The 16640-nt window shown below is 58.0% G+C and carries 15 protein-coding genes and 1 tRNA gene; 5 read left to right on the top strand and 11 right to left on the bottom strand.

Annotated features, from left to right (window positions below; all coding sequences use genetic code 11):
* Nucleotides 1-34: 34 nt before the first annotated feature.
* Nucleotides 35-1261: a glycosyltransferase family 4 protein gene (locus ACZ1HN_RS23515; protein WP_472729251.1), complete on the top strand. Its 1227-nt coding sequence runs from the start codon at nt 35-37 to the stop codon at nt 1259-1261.
* A 64-nt stretch (nt 1262-1325) separates the two neighbouring features.
* Here ACZ1HN_RS23515 and ACZ1HN_RS23510 read toward each other — a convergent pair whose 3' ends face one another.
* The 6 genes from ACZ1HN_RS23510 to ACZ1HN_RS23485 form a co-directional block, all read right to left on the bottom strand.
* Nucleotides 1326-3080 (bottom strand): helix-turn-helix domain-containing protein, encoded by a 1755-nt coding sequence (locus tag ACZ1HN_RS23510; RefSeq protein ID WP_472729250.1) that lies wholly within the window; start codon nt 3078-3080, stop codon nt 1326-1328.
* Between the two features lie 221 nt (nt 3081-3301).
* The gene (locus tag ACZ1HN_RS23505; RefSeq protein WP_472729249.1) at nt 3302-4423 is read right to left on the bottom strand and encodes an aKG-HExxH-type peptide beta-hydroxylase; all 1122 of its coding nucleotides are present in this window, start codon (nt 4421-4423) and stop codon (nt 3302-3304) included.
* Nucleotides 4420-5559, bottom strand: coding sequence for a radical SAM protein (locus tag ACZ1HN_RS23500; RefSeq protein WP_472729377.1), 1140 nt, complete (start codon nt 5557-5559; stop codon nt 4420-4422). Before ACZ1HN_RS23500 ends, ACZ1HN_RS23505 begins: the two co-directional genes overlap by 4 nt.
* A gap of 88 nt (nt 5560-5647) precedes the next feature.
* A complete protein-coding gene (locus ACZ1HN_RS23495) occupies nt 5648-5866 on the bottom strand; it encodes a hypothetical protein (protein WP_299203745.1) in 219 nt (72 codons plus the stop codon).
* A 304-nt stretch (nt 5867-6170) separates the two neighbouring features.
* A complete protein-coding gene (locus ACZ1HN_RS23490) occupies nt 6171-6479 on the bottom strand; it encodes a hypothetical protein (protein WP_472729248.1) in 309 nt (102 codons plus the stop codon).
* 18 nt (nt 6480-6497) lie between these two features.
* On the bottom strand, nt 6498-7817 hold the full coding sequence (locus ACZ1HN_RS23485) for a tyrosinase family protein (protein WP_472729247.1): 1320 nt from the start codon (nt 7815-7817) through the stop codon (nt 6498-6500).
* A 418-nt stretch (nt 7818-8235) separates the two neighbouring features.
* On the opposite strand from ACZ1HN_RS23485, the gene ACZ1HN_RS23480 reads away from it, so the two are divergent.
* The gene (locus ACZ1HN_RS23480) at nt 8236-8640 is read left to right on the top strand and encodes a GNAT family N-acetyltransferase (RefSeq protein ID WP_472729376.1); all 405 of its coding nucleotides are present in this window, start codon (nt 8236-8238) and stop codon (nt 8638-8640) included.
* 106 nt (nt 8641-8746) lie between these two features.
* Here the strand turns inward: ACZ1HN_RS23480 and ykgO are convergent, their stop codons facing one another.
* Nucleotides 8747-8872, bottom strand: a complete 126-nt coding sequence (ykgO, locus tag ACZ1HN_RS23475) for a type B 50S ribosomal protein L36 (RefSeq protein ID WP_005850168.1) — start codon at nt 8870-8872, stop codon at nt 8747-8749.
* Between the two features lie 108 nt (nt 8873-8980).
* Nucleotides 8981-9055 (bottom strand) — tRNA-Val (locus ACZ1HN_RS23470).
* A 149-nt stretch (nt 9056-9204) separates the two neighbouring features.
* Here ACZ1HN_RS23470 and ACZ1HN_RS23465 point away from each other — a divergent pair.
* Nucleotides 9205-10065 (top strand): N-formylglutamate amidohydrolase, encoded by an 861-nt coding sequence (locus ACZ1HN_RS23465; protein WP_299704611.1) that lies wholly within the window; start codon nt 9205-9207, stop codon nt 10063-10065.
* Nucleotides 10066-10068: 3 nt separating this feature from the next.
* Here ACZ1HN_RS23465 and ACZ1HN_RS23460 read toward each other — a convergent pair whose 3' ends face one another.
* Nucleotides 10069-11322, bottom strand: a complete 1254-nt coding sequence (locus tag ACZ1HN_RS23460) for a DNA polymerase IV (protein WP_472729246.1) — start codon at nt 11320-11322, stop codon at nt 10069-10071.
* 54 nt (nt 11323-11376) lie between these two features.
* Between ACZ1HN_RS23460 and ACZ1HN_RS23455 the strand changes: the two genes are divergently transcribed.
* Complete coding sequence (locus tag ACZ1HN_RS23455) at nt 11377-11811, top strand: NUDIX hydrolase (RefSeq protein WP_472729245.1); 435 nt, start codon at nt 11377-11379, stop codon at nt 11809-11811.
* 220 nt (nt 11812-12031) lie between these two features.
* Here ACZ1HN_RS23455 and pyrF read toward each other — a convergent pair whose 3' ends face one another.
* Together pyrF and ACZ1HN_RS23445 are read right to left on the bottom strand one after the other, a co-directional pair.
* Nucleotides 12032-12748, bottom strand: a complete 717-nt coding sequence (pyrF, locus tag ACZ1HN_RS23450) for an orotidine-5'-phosphate decarboxylase (protein WP_299203724.1) — start codon at nt 12746-12748, stop codon at nt 12032-12034.
* Nucleotides 12749-12944: 196 nt separating this feature from the next.
* Nucleotides 12945-13256: an orotidine 5-phosphate decarboxylase gene (locus tag ACZ1HN_RS23445; RefSeq protein ID WP_472729244.1), complete on the bottom strand. Its 312-nt coding sequence runs from the start codon at nt 13254-13256 to the stop codon at nt 12945-12947.
* A 442-nt stretch (nt 13257-13698) separates the two neighbouring features.
* Between ACZ1HN_RS23445 and clpB the strand changes: the two genes are divergently transcribed.
* Nucleotides 13699-16314 (top strand): ATP-dependent chaperone ClpB, encoded by a 2616-nt coding sequence (gene clpB, locus ACZ1HN_RS23440; protein ID WP_472729243.1) that lies wholly within the window; start codon nt 13699-13701, stop codon nt 16312-16314.
* Nucleotides 16315-16640: the final 326 nt, after the last annotated feature.

The following is a 16640-nucleotide window of genomic DNA, read 5'->3' as shown; positions in this document are numbered from 1 at the left end:
GCAACCATGACTGCCGCATGGATCGATGGGCTGCGTGACCGTATCCATACGAGATAACAAGACCAGGGACCGGCGGCTTTTTGTGGCCGGTCTTGGCGTCGGTGGTACAGGTCTGTGCCGTGTGGCCGTGCGTCTGGCAGAGGAACTGCGCGCGCGGTGGTCTGTTACACTGTTTCAGTATGACCGCGTCACAGCACCTCCGTCTATCGACGCTGTATCTGTGGTCGGGGCGCACCCGTCTTTGAGCGACCCTGCTTTGGACCCGCATCTGGTGGATGCGCTGCGGCGTGCTGATCCGGACGTTATCCTTCTTGTGGATCAACCGTGGAAATACCCGGATGTGCTGCAGCGTTTTCGCAAACACGCGCCGCGGTCAAAACTGGCCGTCTACATGGCCGTTGAAGGGCGACCGGTTGGTGACAGGATTCATGACGCTCTGATGCCCGCCGATCTGTGTATCACCTATACCGACTTTGTCCGCAGGCATTTGGTCGCCACCGCGCCGCAGCCGATTGATACCATTGCCATATCGCACGGATTGGAACCTGATCGCACCCTGCGCTATCCGCCACTGATTGACAGACGAATGGTGCGTCAGGCGCTGTTTTCTGATTGGCAAAACCTTGTTGATCTGCCGCTGATCCTGAATGCAAACCGGCTGTATCCCCGAAAACGCATTGATCTTACGCTTGAAGGGTTTGCCATCGCTCTGTGTTCGCATCCTGCAAATCTGTATCTGCATCTTCCCGGCCTGACACGATACGAGGAACGGCGCCTTGGAGCCCAGATTTGTGCCCTTGGGATCGAGCATCAAGTCTATTGGAACGTTTTGAATCCCTTGGGCGCAACACTCCCGTTTCAGCGGCTGGTGGAGCTCATGCGTGCGGCTGACATTGGCCTGACAACGGCAATGGGTGAAGGTTGGGGTTTGGGGACGTTTGAACATGCAGCGACTGGGGCTGCGCAGGTTGTGCCGGATCACAGTTCGTTTCGTGAGAATTGGGCGGGTGCCGCCACGCTCTTTCCCGCGGCAGAGACGTTCTACATGGAACACGAAAGCGCCGAGATGTACGTGTCCCGCCCCGAGGACATTGCGGAAGCGTTGATCAGTCTTCTTGGCGATCCGGCTCAACTGTCGATCATGTCGGCCAAGGCGCGCAGTCATGCGTTGCAACACCGGTTTTCCTGGTCAGCGGTGGCCGAGGCCTTTGATACGGCGCTGTCCCAACTGATCGAACCCGCGCTCGTGTCATCGTCGTAGGCGCATTCGGGACTTGCGAAGCACGTGGGTAAGCGCAACGGAGGCCTTGATTGGCGATCCGTGGTCACTGAATGCTTCGAAACAGACTTATTGATTTTCCTGGCGTCTCTCCAAACTCCTCGCGGTAGAGTTTCGAGAAGTGACTGACACTAGCGAACCCGGCAGCGGCGGACACCTCTGAGACCGTTTTGTAACGGTGCAGCAGAATGAGATTGCGTGCGAAACTCAGACGGACGGATCTGATGAATGACGCGGGAGAATGTCCGTTGGCTTCCTTCAGCCTGCGACCGAGTGTTTTGTGACTGACGGCAAGCTCGGATGCCAGTTCCATCACGCCAAAATCCTGATCGCTGATGTTATCCAAAACGCTCTCCGTTGCGCGTTCAAGGAACTGTTGCTTGACCGACAGATGCTGCCGGTTGTTGGGATCATTGGCCAATGCAGTTTCCAGGGCTTCAAGGCGGGCCGAAGTCACCTCTTGCACTTCGTTTTGCTCTTTCTTGATCGTTTCGAACTGGTGTTCCAGTGCTGCCAGTTCGACAACTGCGGCTTGCCGTTCGGTCCGCATCGCGCGCACCATTGTCGAAATGGCCAGCATCATGAACAGCGTTTCACCCATTATTGCGAGGGAGTAGGACAGCGCGAGGGGGCGCAAGACAATCAGTTCGTAGGCGAATGACGCCTGCGGAATGCCTGCTGGAAACAGAAAGGAGTAGAAGGCGACAAAAAGGCCGACGCTGAGGGCTAGCAGTGATGCTGATACAGGCCAAGCCTGAGGGAGGCCTGCCCTGATCTGTTGGATGGCAAAGGCCAGGAGGATCATGGGACTGACGAAATAGATCAAGTGCAGCCCGATCGTCAGTCGCCAAGGATCAAGTACAGCCAGACCAGTCACCAAGATGACCACAGCGGAAAGGCATTTGAACGACACCTGCCACGCCCGTGGGGCGGCATCTGCGTTTAATAGAATACGGCAATACTGAACATTGGCGAAGTTGCCCAACCCGGTAAAGAACAGGAACACGGGTGCTGCCAGCGTCACCGGCAGGGTCACGTCAAACAGCTTGCTCAACCATCCGTCATAGAGGAAGGTGAATATGAACAGGCACAGCATGTAGAGCGTGTAATACTTGTAAAATCGCACCGCGATGTGTCGAAAAACAATCAGGCTGACCAGCGCTATGACACTCAGATAGGCGAGCGTCAGCCCGGACATTGAGAATTCCAACGTGGTCCAATCGTCGAAGAACCCCGGGGACATGATCATCGCCGTTACGGTTGGTGCAAACGTGCCGCGAATGCGCAGGTAGAATTCCATGTCTTGGCCCGCTTTCGCGATGATGGGAAACCCGACCTTGATCGCAGTATCTGCTTTTGCCGGAGACGGCTGGGTGCGCCCATTCCGGGCGCGTTCCCTGAGCTTTCCGTCGTGCAGTTCGAACAAGACGACCTCGTCCAGAATATACTCCACGAAACCAAGAACGCGGTGTTCGTCCAGCGCGTGCGGATTGGAGATGACAAAGCGCAACCACAGCGTCTGGGACGGTGTGGGCGCGTCAAAAATCCCGCTGCATAAGCCCGGCTGAAACACTTGGGCGGTGATGTCGTCCGTGCCAACTGTGCCGGTTTGGTCCAGAAAATACTCGGCCATCAACGGGCGCATCTGGTCCTGCGCCTCGGACGTAAGCGTATTGATCCGCGCCAGCCCATCATCCGCATCGCCGCACACAGCGCCTTGCGCATGAGCCCTAGCACCGAGCAAAGTCATACCGAGTGACAGCACGAGCAGCGCGCACGCGAGAACACATGTCTTGATCATCGGAACCCAATCAAAGCGCGGGTTGCATGGGTGTTCGCAGCATTCGGTTGCATCCGTCCGAGCCAGAATTGAACGGTGCTGGAAAAACCCGGTCTATCCGCCGTTTATTGCATTTCAGAATTGTCTTCTGGATGCATGAAATGGGCTTGAGTTTCAACCATGGCGCGCATCGTATGTCATCTGGCGGCTACGCCAGTCTGACACAGAGCAGGCGTTGGCGCCTAAGCATCAGCAGCGATGTCCGGTAAGGTGCTGATCCGTTCCTGTCTGCTTTGGCGCAATGTCGTGAAAATAGTGCGCCCCAGTTCAGACAGGCCCTTGTTGTTGTCGAGATAGCTTTCGAGGACAGCCACCTCTTGGCTGAAGCTCTTGTAGCGATTGTGAGAAAGCTGATCGCCCAGCGACATGTCGAACGCGCATTCGTAATATGTGAGGACATTGGCGAATGCGTGATAGGCGATCAGTATCATATCCAGCGGACGGTCGCGGCCAACCGGGGGCGAGAAATACCGACCATTCTCGGTATCGGTTTTCATGGGGAACACCCGGCAGGCCAGGTGAAAATGCTGATGGGCACATTCGTGTATCAGGACCTCTCCGACCTCGAGCAGGGAATTGGGTTGGGAGATGTAGACTGTCCCTGATGTGTCGGACCAGCTGCCTGAACACGTGCGGTTTTCAAGCCGCTCGGTCAGGATCAAGGTATTCAGAAGGCGCCGCACCCAGATTTCGTAGTTCGGGTTGACCGTAGCCATCAGGTTGATGCCTTCGGACACTTCGGCTGCCCAACCAAAGTTGTCGACCTTCGACATATCCAGAGGCACCGCTGGCTCACCATCATTACACAGCGAATCCACCGATTGTTTCGTTTCGACCATTGCAATCGCGCCATCGATGGACAGTGCCAGGCCATCATCCAGGCCATGAACGGTGACCCGATCGTTCTCTTTCATCAAATGCACCGGCTCCGTCGCCGTGTGTATGCGACCGTCATAAACGACCGGTAGCCCGCTGCTTAGCTCAAAAACATAATCCGCAGTGTCCAAGCTGCCGCTTAGATCCAGCAGCAACCTGCCCGCACGCTCGGGATCGGGCCTTTGACCTTCGTCAAAGATACGCCGGCCAAGCTTTGACACGCTTGCCTGCCACGTCGTGGTCAAAGGCTGCAATTGGCCCATCCAGCACTGAAGCGCTGCGGTCAGACCATTGCGCCCTGTCTCTTCGATTACCTTGGAGATCACAGAATTTGCGTAGCCTTGGGCAACCAGCCCGAATAGGGGGTTGGGGCTGGCGCTGTCCGCACGGGCAAAGCAATCGAACGCAGAGAAGTCAGGGGATGTCATGCGGCAACCTCCTTGGTTTTGATCATGCTGGCGGGCAGGGAAGAGGCAATTGCCTCCCTGATGCGTGCTGACAGGGCAAACAGTGTTTCGCAGTACAGGGATGTGTTGTCGAAACCGGCCCCGTCCCAGCGGTGCGGCAGGTAGCCTCCGTTGCAGGCTGAAAACTCGGGACAAGAGGTGCAAGTGGCGCAGGGTTTCTGAACCAGATCGACGTCCAGTTTTTCGACATGCTCATCCAGGCCGGTGTCCCAGACATTTATCAGATCGGTGCCGCTGTATCCGCCGCACACGCTGATCACGTCCGAAATGCCGATGGCACCGTTGGTTTCCACGACGCACAGCGCGCCAAGATCGCCACCAAGGGCATCCAGTTCGGGTTTGTATCCCAAATGCGCGCGGATCATCATTTCGAAGAAACGGATATGCGGTGCATCGCCGTCCAGCGCCCACCAGCGTTCGAGCGCGTCGAGCATGTACCTCGTATAGGGCTCGGGGCCAGTCCATCCTTCCGGTGGGTTGGCCCGGTTGCCAAGCGGCAGCAAAAGGTCCGCATACATGATGTCGTTGTCCACAAACCAATCTATCATGTCCGCGCCGGGGATAGATGGGTCGATGACGGCAAGGCAGCCGTGCGTAAATGGCCTATCCGGGTGTGATTTTACCGAAGACAGGCGTCGCAGTACGTCGTTAGTCGAACCTTTGCCGTTGTGATAAAACCGTTTCTGATCCGCGAATTCGGCAGGGCCATCAACGCTGATGCCTACGGCAACCGCGTGTTCTGCCAAGATGTCGCTCCACTCCTGATCCAGCAGCGTGCCATTGGTCTGCATCAAGAACTTGATGGGAAAGGGCGCGCAGGCGGTGCGGATCCGCTCAACAATCTCAACAAACCGTGCCTTCCCGACGAGCATAGGTTCGCCGCCATGGAGTTCGATGACAAATTCATCAATGCCGTATTGCGCACAGTGTTCAACAATTAGTTTGCAAACGCGATCAATGACATCGTTGCCCATTTGTTTGGGTCGCGATTTCCAGCTGTCATCTCCGCGATTGTAAACGTAGCAATAAGAACAATTGAGATTACAGCGCTGATGAATCTTTAAAATAATCCAACGCAATGGCGCACGATCAGGCATTGCCCGAAAGGACATGCTATTCATATCGACTAACCTTGTAAAAATTGTAGGGTCGAGCCGAGTTAGATAATTGGCTCGACCCGCCCGATTAGCGGTTTCCGGGGTTCACTCTTCCTGCAAGGGCCGCGACGGCATCCGAATGATTTGTGTGATTGGACCCGTGGCTGTCATACATCGCGGTCGGGTCAGCCTTTGCCTGAATGTCCTGGACAATACGGCCCATAATCATGCTTTGGATTTTTTGCAGGTCTGCCAAAGAGGCGGTATCAACGTCAAATTTAAGGTTCTTACGATCAAGCTCAGCCATGTCATCAGTTCCTTTAAAATAGGTATATCAATACCAGTATCCTAACACATTTTTGGCCTTTTTTGTAGGGCCGGGGCGTGATGCCGGATTTGTAAAGCAGCCCAACCGCTTGGGGCCTGCCACGCATCTTTACCCTGTAGTTGTCACACGAAGGCGCTCACCCGACGTTACAAAGGTGATTCTGCGCGCCGATTGCTGCCAGATGATTCGCTTGAAACGCCGCGTTGCTGAGGGGCGGCCAACCGCCCATCACCGACCCACTCTAGCATCATGGACCGGCGCTCAATGGCGATTGCGGGACGCTTTACTCGATCTCGAGAACATCAAACTTGAAGGCTCCGTTTTCATCGCCCTCAAGCCGAATTTCCAACGCGTCACCGACAGATATCAGACCAGCAAGCTCATCCATGTTCAGTCGGAACACCAACATTGTGCGCTCGCTGGCCGTGGAACCTGATCCACGGCCATAGAGGGTCGCAGACGCCACGGGTGTTGAGATGTTTGGGTTGTTGACCGCATAGGCGTGCACGATCCCGCCTTCGTCGGGGATCCTGCGGAGCCAGACCCGCAGCACCCCCTCCTTCAACGCGGTTTCCGTCAGTGCAAGTTCCATGAGTGGTCCAAACTGAAATCAATCCTTGGCGAAGGTTCTGAGAGAGCATTGGTCATAACTGACGGCCTCTGACGACACGCGTGCGCCAGAATCGTCTACAATAACAAGATAGGCTTTCACGTTTTTCACAGATTTCTTCCGCCCGATGAAGCGACGCAATCCGCGGGTTATGTCCACACGATAGCGGGTGTGTTCATGTCTGAGTGGATGTTTAGCGCGCAAGTCATACTCATCCCGGATCGCAAGGTCCGGATTGCAATGCCCCGGTGCCCCATGACAAGGGCCGTGTCCGAAAAAGACAATGCGCCCGCCATATGAATCGTCCTTGTAGCCGGTCGAGGCGGTGCAGGATGGATTGTCGATGTAGACCCGAAGTTCGAAGCTGTCGCGCGGTGGGCGGAGCTTGTGGAACTCCAACTCGGCGCGCACGAACCCTGCCTCGACAGTGCCCAGTTGCACTTCCTTTACCTGGCTGGCTGCCGCCGACAGCGCTGCCGCCGGTGCAGTATCGGATGTGCCCAAAGCGCCAATGGCGGCCTCGACGGAATCCTCGGAATAGATGTAGCGCAGTGAGGTTTCGTTATCGATCAGATCGGCACCAACCCTGCCGTCATAGACCACGGTGTCAAGCACGTGTTGCGGAATGTTGGCGTTGGGCCAAATTTGCTGCCAGTCGGCCCAAACCTTGTCGCACATGGCGTGGTGCAGCCAGAAAACCGGATCATACGCTGCCGACACTGTGCGCCCCATATCGCGTGCCGGGAAGGGCAGAGGTGACGCCGGATCGCTGCCACCGACCACCACGTGAACATGCCCGTGAGCGGCAAAATTGAAGTCGTCCTGAAAGGCGCTGAAGCTGGGGTTGGTCAGGTATCGGGCAACCTCGTTTCTCAGCAAGGGTATGTCGTTTCGCAATCTTGTGGGCAGACGGCTTGTGTACTGGTCGTCGCCGGTAAGACCCAGACCAACGATGCGGAACAAGCTTTTGGCACGCGCCAATGGGTTGGGAACCTCGTCGCCTTCGGCGTTCGTATAGCTTTCGTCATCAACAACTTTGGGCAGGCCATTCGGGGCATGGGTCGCCGTCAAAAACTGTGTCCAGTCCCAATACGGCAACGTCAGCTCAAGCTCGTTGTCCTGCCGTTTCCATTGCAGGGCACTGTTCAGCGCTTTCTCGAATGAATAGACGTAAGATCTGTGCCAAGTGAGAAAGATACGGTTGTCATTGTGGCATAGGTCGAGATCATACCCATGTCCGCGTGCATATATATAATACCCACGATTATCCCCTTGCGCGATATCGGAAATTTCGTACATCGCCGCATACGCATCACGCAAATCTTGAATGTCTTCGCCCCTCAGACGCGTCAGGTCAAACCGTATCAGGGGAAGTCCGGATTGCTTTCTAAGATAATTTAATTTCGCGATTGTTGTCATAATGAAACTCCAAAGTCTTAAATCAACTGTGGAATAGCGTACCATAAAAAGGAGCTTGGGCCAAAAGTGCTATTGATCGCAGCCGTGATTCACTGTGCTGCGGACGTCCAAGTTTCTCCAATCGACCTTGGTCGCTTCAAATGTATTTTGGCTTTGATCGTCCCGTTCGGGTGATGATCTGTTGGGAATATCCGTTGCTCACACCAGAGCGCAAAGATAGCTTTGCCACATGCACTATACACTGGAGCGACCGACAGAAGGCCATGCAGAGCAGATTTGCGCAGTTTGGGCGTCTGGTTGGCACTAGGCACATGCTGATATTGTTCCGCGCAGGCTGTGTGAGTTACGCACCGAGGACAGCTTTCGGGAACGTGCTTTGGAAAACCTTGCCTGCACCCGGATCGCTGTTGATGGTTCGAACGTGCTTGGATTTTGCATGGTCAAGGATGACGAGCTTTATCAGATGTATGTCTCGCAAGTCGCGCGTGGGTCCGGTGTCGCCAAGGCGCTGATAGGTGACGCAGAGCTTCGCGTAGCGGCGAATGGGCACGACCTGGCATGGCTCGCCTGTGCTGTCGGCAATCATCGGGCCGGTCGCTTTTACGAGAAATCCGGTTGGATCAACGCGGGTCAGCGGAGGGTCGACCTTGATACATCCGAAGGGGCTTTCCCATTGGATGTGTGGCGATTTGAGAAGCAGGTTGGTGCGGGCGGCGTCAGCTAAGGCCGCAAAACCACCGGTCGCCGATAGGGCCCAACGTCACACGTCTTGCCAAAGAAAAAGGCCGCTCCAAAACGGAACGGCCTTCTGACATTCTGTCGCTTGGGTCTTAGCCCTGGCGTGCTTTGAACCGGCGCTGCGTCTTGTTGATGACGTATACGCGGCCCTTGCGACGCACAACGCGGCAATCACGGTGCCGGTTTTTCAGCGAACGGAGCGAGTTGCGAACCTTCATGGCGCTTCTTCCTCATGTTTCATGGCGCGAAGCAGCGCCGGGTTGCGTTCTGGCACATGCGTGCCGGTGTTTTGGTGCCGTGCGGGTTGCCCCGGTTGGCGGAATAGGTGGTGGGCGATACAAGGATCGAACTTGTGACCCCTTCGATGTCAACGAAGTGCTCTACCGCTGAGCTAATCGCCCACTGTGACCGTCCCGAATTGCCTGCCCACAAAGAAAGCGGGCGCGGAAATCCGCGCCGGGTGAGGGGCGTATAAAAGGAGTCGAAGAGAGGATCAAGGGCTTTTGGCTTTCCCAATTCTCAGGCTATGTTGGAAACCAGAGGAGGGTCCATGCCAAAGGTTGCGTACGAAGTCCTGCACCCGGAGCGCCGCACGTCATGCGCGGTGTTCGCGTCGCCCCATTCCGGGCGCGACTACCCGTGGAGTTTCCTGCGCCGGACAGTGCTGGACGAACGCATCATACGGTCATCCGAAGATGCCTTTGTAGACAAGCTGTTCGACATGGCGCCGCAGCACGGTGCGCCCTTGCTCAAGGCAGGTGCGCCGCGTGCCTTTGTGGACCTGAACCGCAGTGCGGATGAGCTGGACCCGGCCCTGATCGAAGGGGTGCGTCGTCAGGGGCACAACCCACGTATTGCCAGCGGTTTGGGTGTTATCCCCCGCGTGGTGGCCAATGGCCGTGTTATCTATCGTGGCAAGTTGCCCATGCGCGAGGCCGAGCGGCGGATTGATCTGTATTGGCGCCCCTATCATCAGATGCTTCAAAAGCTGCTGGACAGTGCCCACCAGCATCACGGTTTGGCCGTCTTGATTGATTGCCATTCGATGCCGCACGAGGCGATGGACGGCATTGCCCAAGGCGCGCGGAAGCGTCCCGACGTGGTGTTGGGGGATCGTTTTGGCGCAGCGGCTGGTGGCGACATCATGGATGTTGTCGAAGCGGCCTTTGCCTCTGCCGGGTTTACCGTGGCCCGCAATGCGCCCTTTGCAGGGGCCTATGTGACGCAAGCCTATGGCCGTCCGTCCCGCAATCAGCATGCCATTCAGGTCGAGATTGATCGATCCCTCTATATGAACGAGCGCCTGATCGAGCCCAACGCTGACTTTGATGCGGTTCGAGATCAGTTGCGTGCGGTGGTGGCCGAGGTGTCACGCGTCGGCCAAAGCCGTTTACCGCTCGCCGCAGAATAGCGGTCAGCGCAGCGCGCGCCCTTTGACAATGGCATCAGGTCCAAAGCGATCCCGAATCGCGTCGGTTGCTCGTTCTGCCTGTCCGCGTTTGCGCGCGTCTGGGTCCAGCAGGTCGCCAGATGCTTGTACGCTGTCTGCATCCACGAGGTCAGAGATACCGCAACCCAAGAGCCGGTACGGCCCCTCGTCCCCCACCTGGTCGAACAACCCGCGCGCTGTGCGGTAGATCGTGTCGGCCAGTTGCGCCGGGTCGCGCAGGGACACCCGCCGCGTCAGCGATGAATGGTCGTGCCGCTTGAGTTTGAGTGTCACCACCCGGCCTGCAAGCCCGCGTGCCTTGGCCCGGCCCGACACTTTCTCGGCCATGCGCCAAAGGTGCCCGTCCAGAATGTCAGGGTTGCTGGTGTCTTCGCCGAAGGTTGTTTCGTTGCTGATGGATTTCATCGGCGCATTGCGTGTGACCCGGCGGGCGTCCCGTCCGCGCGCAAGGTTCCAGAGACGGTCGCCCATGGATCCGAACCGCGCCACCAGATCTGTCTGTTCCCAGCGCAGGAGGTCGGCGAACGTACGAATCCCCGCCTTGTCGAGCGATGCTTGTGCTGCCGGACCAATGCCCCAGATCAACCGCACAGGCTTGTCCCGCAGAAAGTCGGCGGTTTCAGCGGCTCCGATGATCGAGAAACCGTGCGGTTTTTCAAGGTCTGAGGCGACCTTGGCAAGGAACTTGTTGTGGGACAAGCCAACGGAACCCGTGAGACCCAGCTCATCCCGCATACGTTTAATGAGCCGCGCCAATATCACCGCTGGCGGTGCTCCGTGCAGGCGGGCCGTGCCTGTGAGGTCAAGGAACGCTTCGTCCAAGGACAAGGGTTCGATGGCCGGCGTCATCTCTTCCATCATGTCGCGGATCGCGCGCGAGGCTTCGGCATAGGCCTCCATCCGCGGCTTGATCACGATGGCCTCGGGGCACAGCTTGAGTGCCTGGAACATTGGCATGGCGGATCGGACGCCACGAATGCGGGCCACGTAACAGGCGGTCGAGACAACGCCGCGCCGCCCGCCGCCGATGATCACCGGCTTGCCTTCGAGGCTGGGATCGTCCCGCTTTTCGACCGAGGCGTAGAACGCGTCGCAATCCATATGCGCAATGGAGAGATCAAAGAGTTCCGGATGGCTGACCACGCGCGGCGCACCACAGGACGGGCAGCGGGAACCCGCTTCAAAGGTCGTCAGGCAATCTCGGCATAGGCTGGGCATGGGGCGGCTTTGTGGCTAGTCCTTTTCCTGTAGCAAACTGGTGAGGGGTTGAACATGGCTGGACGGTTGATCGGGGCGAAACTCGCCCTGTTTGTGGGCGATCGCCTGGCGACACTCTTGCGCGATGACAAGCCCGGACTGCTGTGGCCCAGTCACTGGGATTTGCCGGGCGGTGGCTGGGAAGTGGGTGAGACACCCTTGCAATGTGCCTTGCGGGAAACCCAGGAGGAGTTGAACCTGAGGATCAATCCTGACCTGGTACGCTGGGGCCGCGATTATGGGTCCAACAGTGGAGAGATTTCATGGTTTTTCGCGGCACACCTGCCTGCGGACATGGCCAGCCAGATCTCTCTTGGGGATGAAGGACAGGCGTGGGATCTGATGGATCCACAGACGTTCCTGGACCACGAATGGGTCGTGCCACAATTCAAGCCGCGCCTGCGCGACTACTTGGCCGGTGTCATGTCTGCGACGATTGAAAGACCCTGACATAAAGCCCCCCGCGCGCAGCGGGGGAGGTGACGAACCTCAGGAAGAGCCGGTTCGTCGGGGAGTATCACCTAAAGTCAAGTTACCACCTTTACGGGAGTTTTCCGAGTCCGGATTTCCTGACCTTTCCAATATCCTGTGGTGCGTTGCTTAAATGGCACAAACTGTTGATGCAGCCACCGCATGGCGACTGCCAAAGGTTAAGAAAAGCTGCGTGAACTCAGTGGTTTGGCGCAGATGCCTGCGGACTAAGCATTTCTGACAAAATCGCCTCGGCTGCGGCCTTTGGGCTGGGTGCTTTCCAGATCGGGCGCCCCACCACGATATGATCAACGCCGTCTGCAATGGCATTCGCTGGCGTCGCAACGCGCTTCTGATCGCCCAGATCGGCCCCTGCCGGGCGGACGCCGGGTGTGACAATCAGCCGACCATCTGCCTCGGGCAGGGTGCGGATCGCGCGTGCTTCATGGGGTGATGCAATGACACCGTCAGCACCGGCCGCAAAGGCGCGCCCCGCTCGTTCCGTGACCAGATCAGAGATATCGCCGGCCCGGATCAGGCATTCATCCAGATCCGCCCGATCCAGCGATGTCAGGACGGTCACGGCCAGAATCTTGAGGTTGCTGCCTGCAGCCCCTTCCTTGGCGGCTTGCACCACATGGGGATCGCCATGCACCGTCAGGAAATCCAGATCGAATTGCGCAAGGCCCCGCACCGCAGCCTCGACCGTGGCGCCAATGTCGAACAGCTTCATGTCCAGAAAGATGCGCTTGCCTCGTTCCTGTTTCAGCTCATTCGCGAGGGCAAGGCCGCCACCTGTCAGCATGCCTAGCCCGATCTTGTAGAAACTTACGCTGTCCCCCAGTTGGTCAGCCAGTTCCAACCCGGCCACAGCGTTTGGCACGTCCATTGCCACGATCAACCTGTCGTCTGCCATGTCTGGTCCCCCGCATCTGGCGTTTGAATGGTCTTAGGGCAGGTTGAAGACGAAAAAAAGCCCGGATGCGTGACGCACCCGGGCCAGTTTCAGAGACTTAGCAGGCAGGCACCTGTCTCTGTGTGGTTCCGTTGCGATGGGGTTTGCGCGGGGACAGAAGCTGCGCAAATCCCGTGGGGCAACGGAACGAGGGAAATCAGGCCGCGCGTGGGCGCAGCGCGGCAAACGTATCAATCGTCATACGGCGCAAACCGGCAAGCCGGTTGGCGCGGCGCGGTGCCATGGCGGCAGGCATGTGTGTTACATTAGACCGGCCTCGTGTGTGACGGCGCATCGCCTGGGTTGCGAGGCCGTTGGCGGCGTCTGCGAACTCCATCGTAATGGGCGCATTGATGGCGCAGGCATAGCTGCGCGCACCTGTGGCGTCGTGCACGGTTACGAGTGCTTCGAAAGACTGCGTGGCGGCGTTGTAGATCACATCGCTCAGTTGCAACGGAACAGTCTGCATTTGGGTCACCTACATGTTGTGGTTCTGCTCGTGTGCCATTCAACATGGGTGAGAGATTTCAGGATTTAAGGGGGAATTCCCGTCACGTTGATTCACAGACCTGTGCCCAACGTTTCAGATTAAGCAGCTGATTTTAAGCAAGATTCTGAAATTGCTAACTTTTTCGCAACGGATGCGTATGGAAAATGGCCTTTCGGCTAACTCATTGAATCGGCGGGGTTTTGCCAAAAGTTGTGAATGTGCCGTACGAATGTGAAGGATTGACGTGATGCTGACGCGTAGAAGCGCGACCGATAGCAGCCCTGAAAAACGTGTGGGAATTCCACCTGTGGCACTTGTGCAACGTTTGGCGGTTCCCCATCTTGTTTCCGTAGGCCCGGTGGGTCGCGTGCCTCCGGGAGGGCGCGGCTTGAAAAGGGCGCTGACAAAGGAGAAATAACCCATGGACTTATCGAAGTTCACGGAGCGGTCGCGCGGCTTTGTTCAGGCAGCGCAGACAATCGCTGCACGCGACAGCCATCAACGGCTGGCCCCCGAACATATTTTGAAAGCACTGATGGATGACGAGCAGGGCCTTGCATCCAACCTGATCACACGTGCCGGTGGTGATCCTGCCCGCGTCCTGACCCATGTGGATCAGACGCTGGCGAAGATGCCCAAGGTGACGGGCGATGCCGCACAGGTCTATCTGGACAACGCAACGGCCAAGGTATTGGCCGAAGCCGAGGCGCTGGCCAAGAAGGCAGGTGATAGCTTTGTGCCCGTCGAGCGCATCTTGATGGCGCTTGGCATGGTCAAATCCGGTGCGAAGGATGCGCTTGCGGCGGGCAAGGTGAACCCGCAGGCTTTGAATTCCGCCATCAACGACATTCGCAAGGGACGGACCGCTGATAGCGCAAGCGCCGAAGAAGGGTACGATGCGTTGAAGAAATACGCGATGGACCTGACCGAACGTGCCGAGGCGGGCAAGATTGACCCGATCATTGGCCGGGACGAGGAAATTCGGCGTGCGATGCAAGTGTTGAGCCGCCGCACCAAAAACAACCCGGTTCTGATTGGTGAACCCGGTGTCGGTAAGACGGCCATTGCCGAAGGGCTTGCCTTGCGCATCGTTAATGGTGACGTGCCCGAAAGCCTGAGCAACAAGCGGCTGCTGGCCTTGGACATGGGCGCCCTGATTGCTGGTGCGAAGTATCGCGGAGAGTTCGAGGAGCGGCTGAAGGCGGTTCTGACCGAAGTGACCGAAGCCGCGGGCGAGATCATCCTGTTCATCGACGAGATGCATACGCTGGTGGGCGCGGGCAAAACGGATGGCGCGATGGACGCGGCGAACCTGATCAAGCCGGCCTTGGCGCGGGGTGAGTTGCATTGCGTGGGCGCCACAACACTCGATGAGTATCGCAAGTATGTAGAGAAGGACGCGGCACTGGCCCGCCGGTTCCAGCCGGTCATGATTGCCGAACCAACGGTCGAGGATACGATTAGCATTCTGCGCGGGATCAAAGAGAAGTATGAACTCCACCACGGTGTTCGCGTGTCTGACAGTGCGCTGGTGACCGCCGCGACTCTGAGCCATCGCTACATCACGGACCGGTTCCTGCCGGACAAGGCCATCGACTTGGTGGATGAGGCCGCGTCGCGCTTGCGGATGGAAGTCGACTCCAAGCCCGAGGAATTGGACGCACTCGACCGCCAGATCCTGCAAATGCAGATCGAGGTTGAGGCGCTGCGCCTTGAGGATGATCAAGCCTCGAAAGATCGGCTTGAGACGCTTGAAAAGGACTTGGCCGATCTGCAGGAGCGCAGCGCCGAGATGACGGCGCAGTGGCAGGGCGAGCGGGACAAGCTGGCCTCTGCCCGGGACATCAAAGAGCAATTGGATCATGCGCGGGCGGCTTTGGATATCGCCAAGCGTGAAGGCAATCTGGCGAAAGCGGGTGAGCTGTCCTACGGCGTGATCCCTGATCTTGAGCGCAAGCTGGGCGAGGCCGAAGGGGCCGAGACCGACGCCATGGTGGCGGAGGCTGTACGGCCCGAGCAGATCGCGAGTGTTGTTGAACGTTGGACCGGTATTCCAACCTCCAAGATGCTCGAAGGCGAGCGCGAGAAGCTGTTGCGCATGGAAGAGCAGCTGCACAACCGTGTGATTGGTCAGGACAGTGCTGTGCGGGCGGTGGCCAATGCGGTGCGTCGGGCGCGGGCGGGTCTGAATGACGAGAACCGGCCGCTGGGCTCGTTCCTGTTCCTCGGGCCGACCGGTGTGGGTAAGACCGAGCTGACCAAGGCGGTGGCCGAGTTCCTGTTTGATGACGAGCACGCGATGGTTCGGATCGACATGTCGGAGTACATGGAGAAGCATTCGGTCGCGCGGCTGATCGGAGCTCCTCCGGGATATGTCGGGTATGATGAGGGGGGCGCGCTGACTGAAAGTGTCCGGCGCCGACCGTACCAGGTGGTGCTGTTCGATGAGGTCGAGAAAGCGCACCCGGATGTGTTCAACGTTCTGTTGCAGGTGCTCGATGATGGGGTGCTGACAGATGGTCAGGGCCGCACGGTTGACTTCAAGCAGACGCTGATCATCCTGACCTCGAACCTGGGCGCGCAGGCGCTGAGCCAGCTGCCGGACGGGGCGGATGCAAGCGATGCGCGGCGGGATGTGATGGATGCGGTGCGGGCGCATTTCCGGCCCGAGTTCCTGAACCGCCTGGACGAGACGATCATCTTTGATCGGCTGGGGCGGGACGATATGGACGGGATCGTGGACATCCAGATGGCTCGGCTTCTCAAACGGTTGGCGGCCCGGAAAATCGAGCTGTTGCTGGATGAGGGGGCCCGGACGTGGCTGGCCGATGAAGGGTATGACCCTGTCTTCGGGGCGCGACCCTTGAAACGGGTCATCCAATCGGCGCTCCAGAACCCGCTGGCAGAGATGCTGCTGGCCGGGGATGTCAAGGATGGAGACACGATCGAGGTGACCGCTGGATCCGATGGGTTGCTCATCGGGGACCGGGTTTCGGGGACCAATCGCCCCCGCCCTGAGGATGCGGTGATCCACTGATCTTGATGGGCCCCGGATGGGGCCTTTTGGGGGGTGTCCCACGCTGGGACATCCCCCGCCCCCATAGACTTCAATAGGTTACAGAGGTGGGTTTAGGATTTGTTAGGATTTGTTAGGGTTTGGAGCGTCACACCAGCGTGACTTGCCTGACTTGTGGTGGCCTTTCGTGCGGGACATTTTAGTGGCAGTTGCCAGTCCAAAGCCGACGCTGCTGGATCGACCCATGCGTTAGATCTGCGGGACGAAACCGCGTTCATTAAAATCACTGACCAGACCGGAATCAAGCCGAAGGCGCCGGTCCAACACAAGCCCGTCCCGGCGGGCTG

Source organism: Tateyamaria sp. GN1-10 (genome assembly GCF_055693845.1).
The sequence above is the reverse complement of the archived record's forward strand: the minus strand, read 5'-3'. Positions and strand labels throughout refer to the sequence as shown.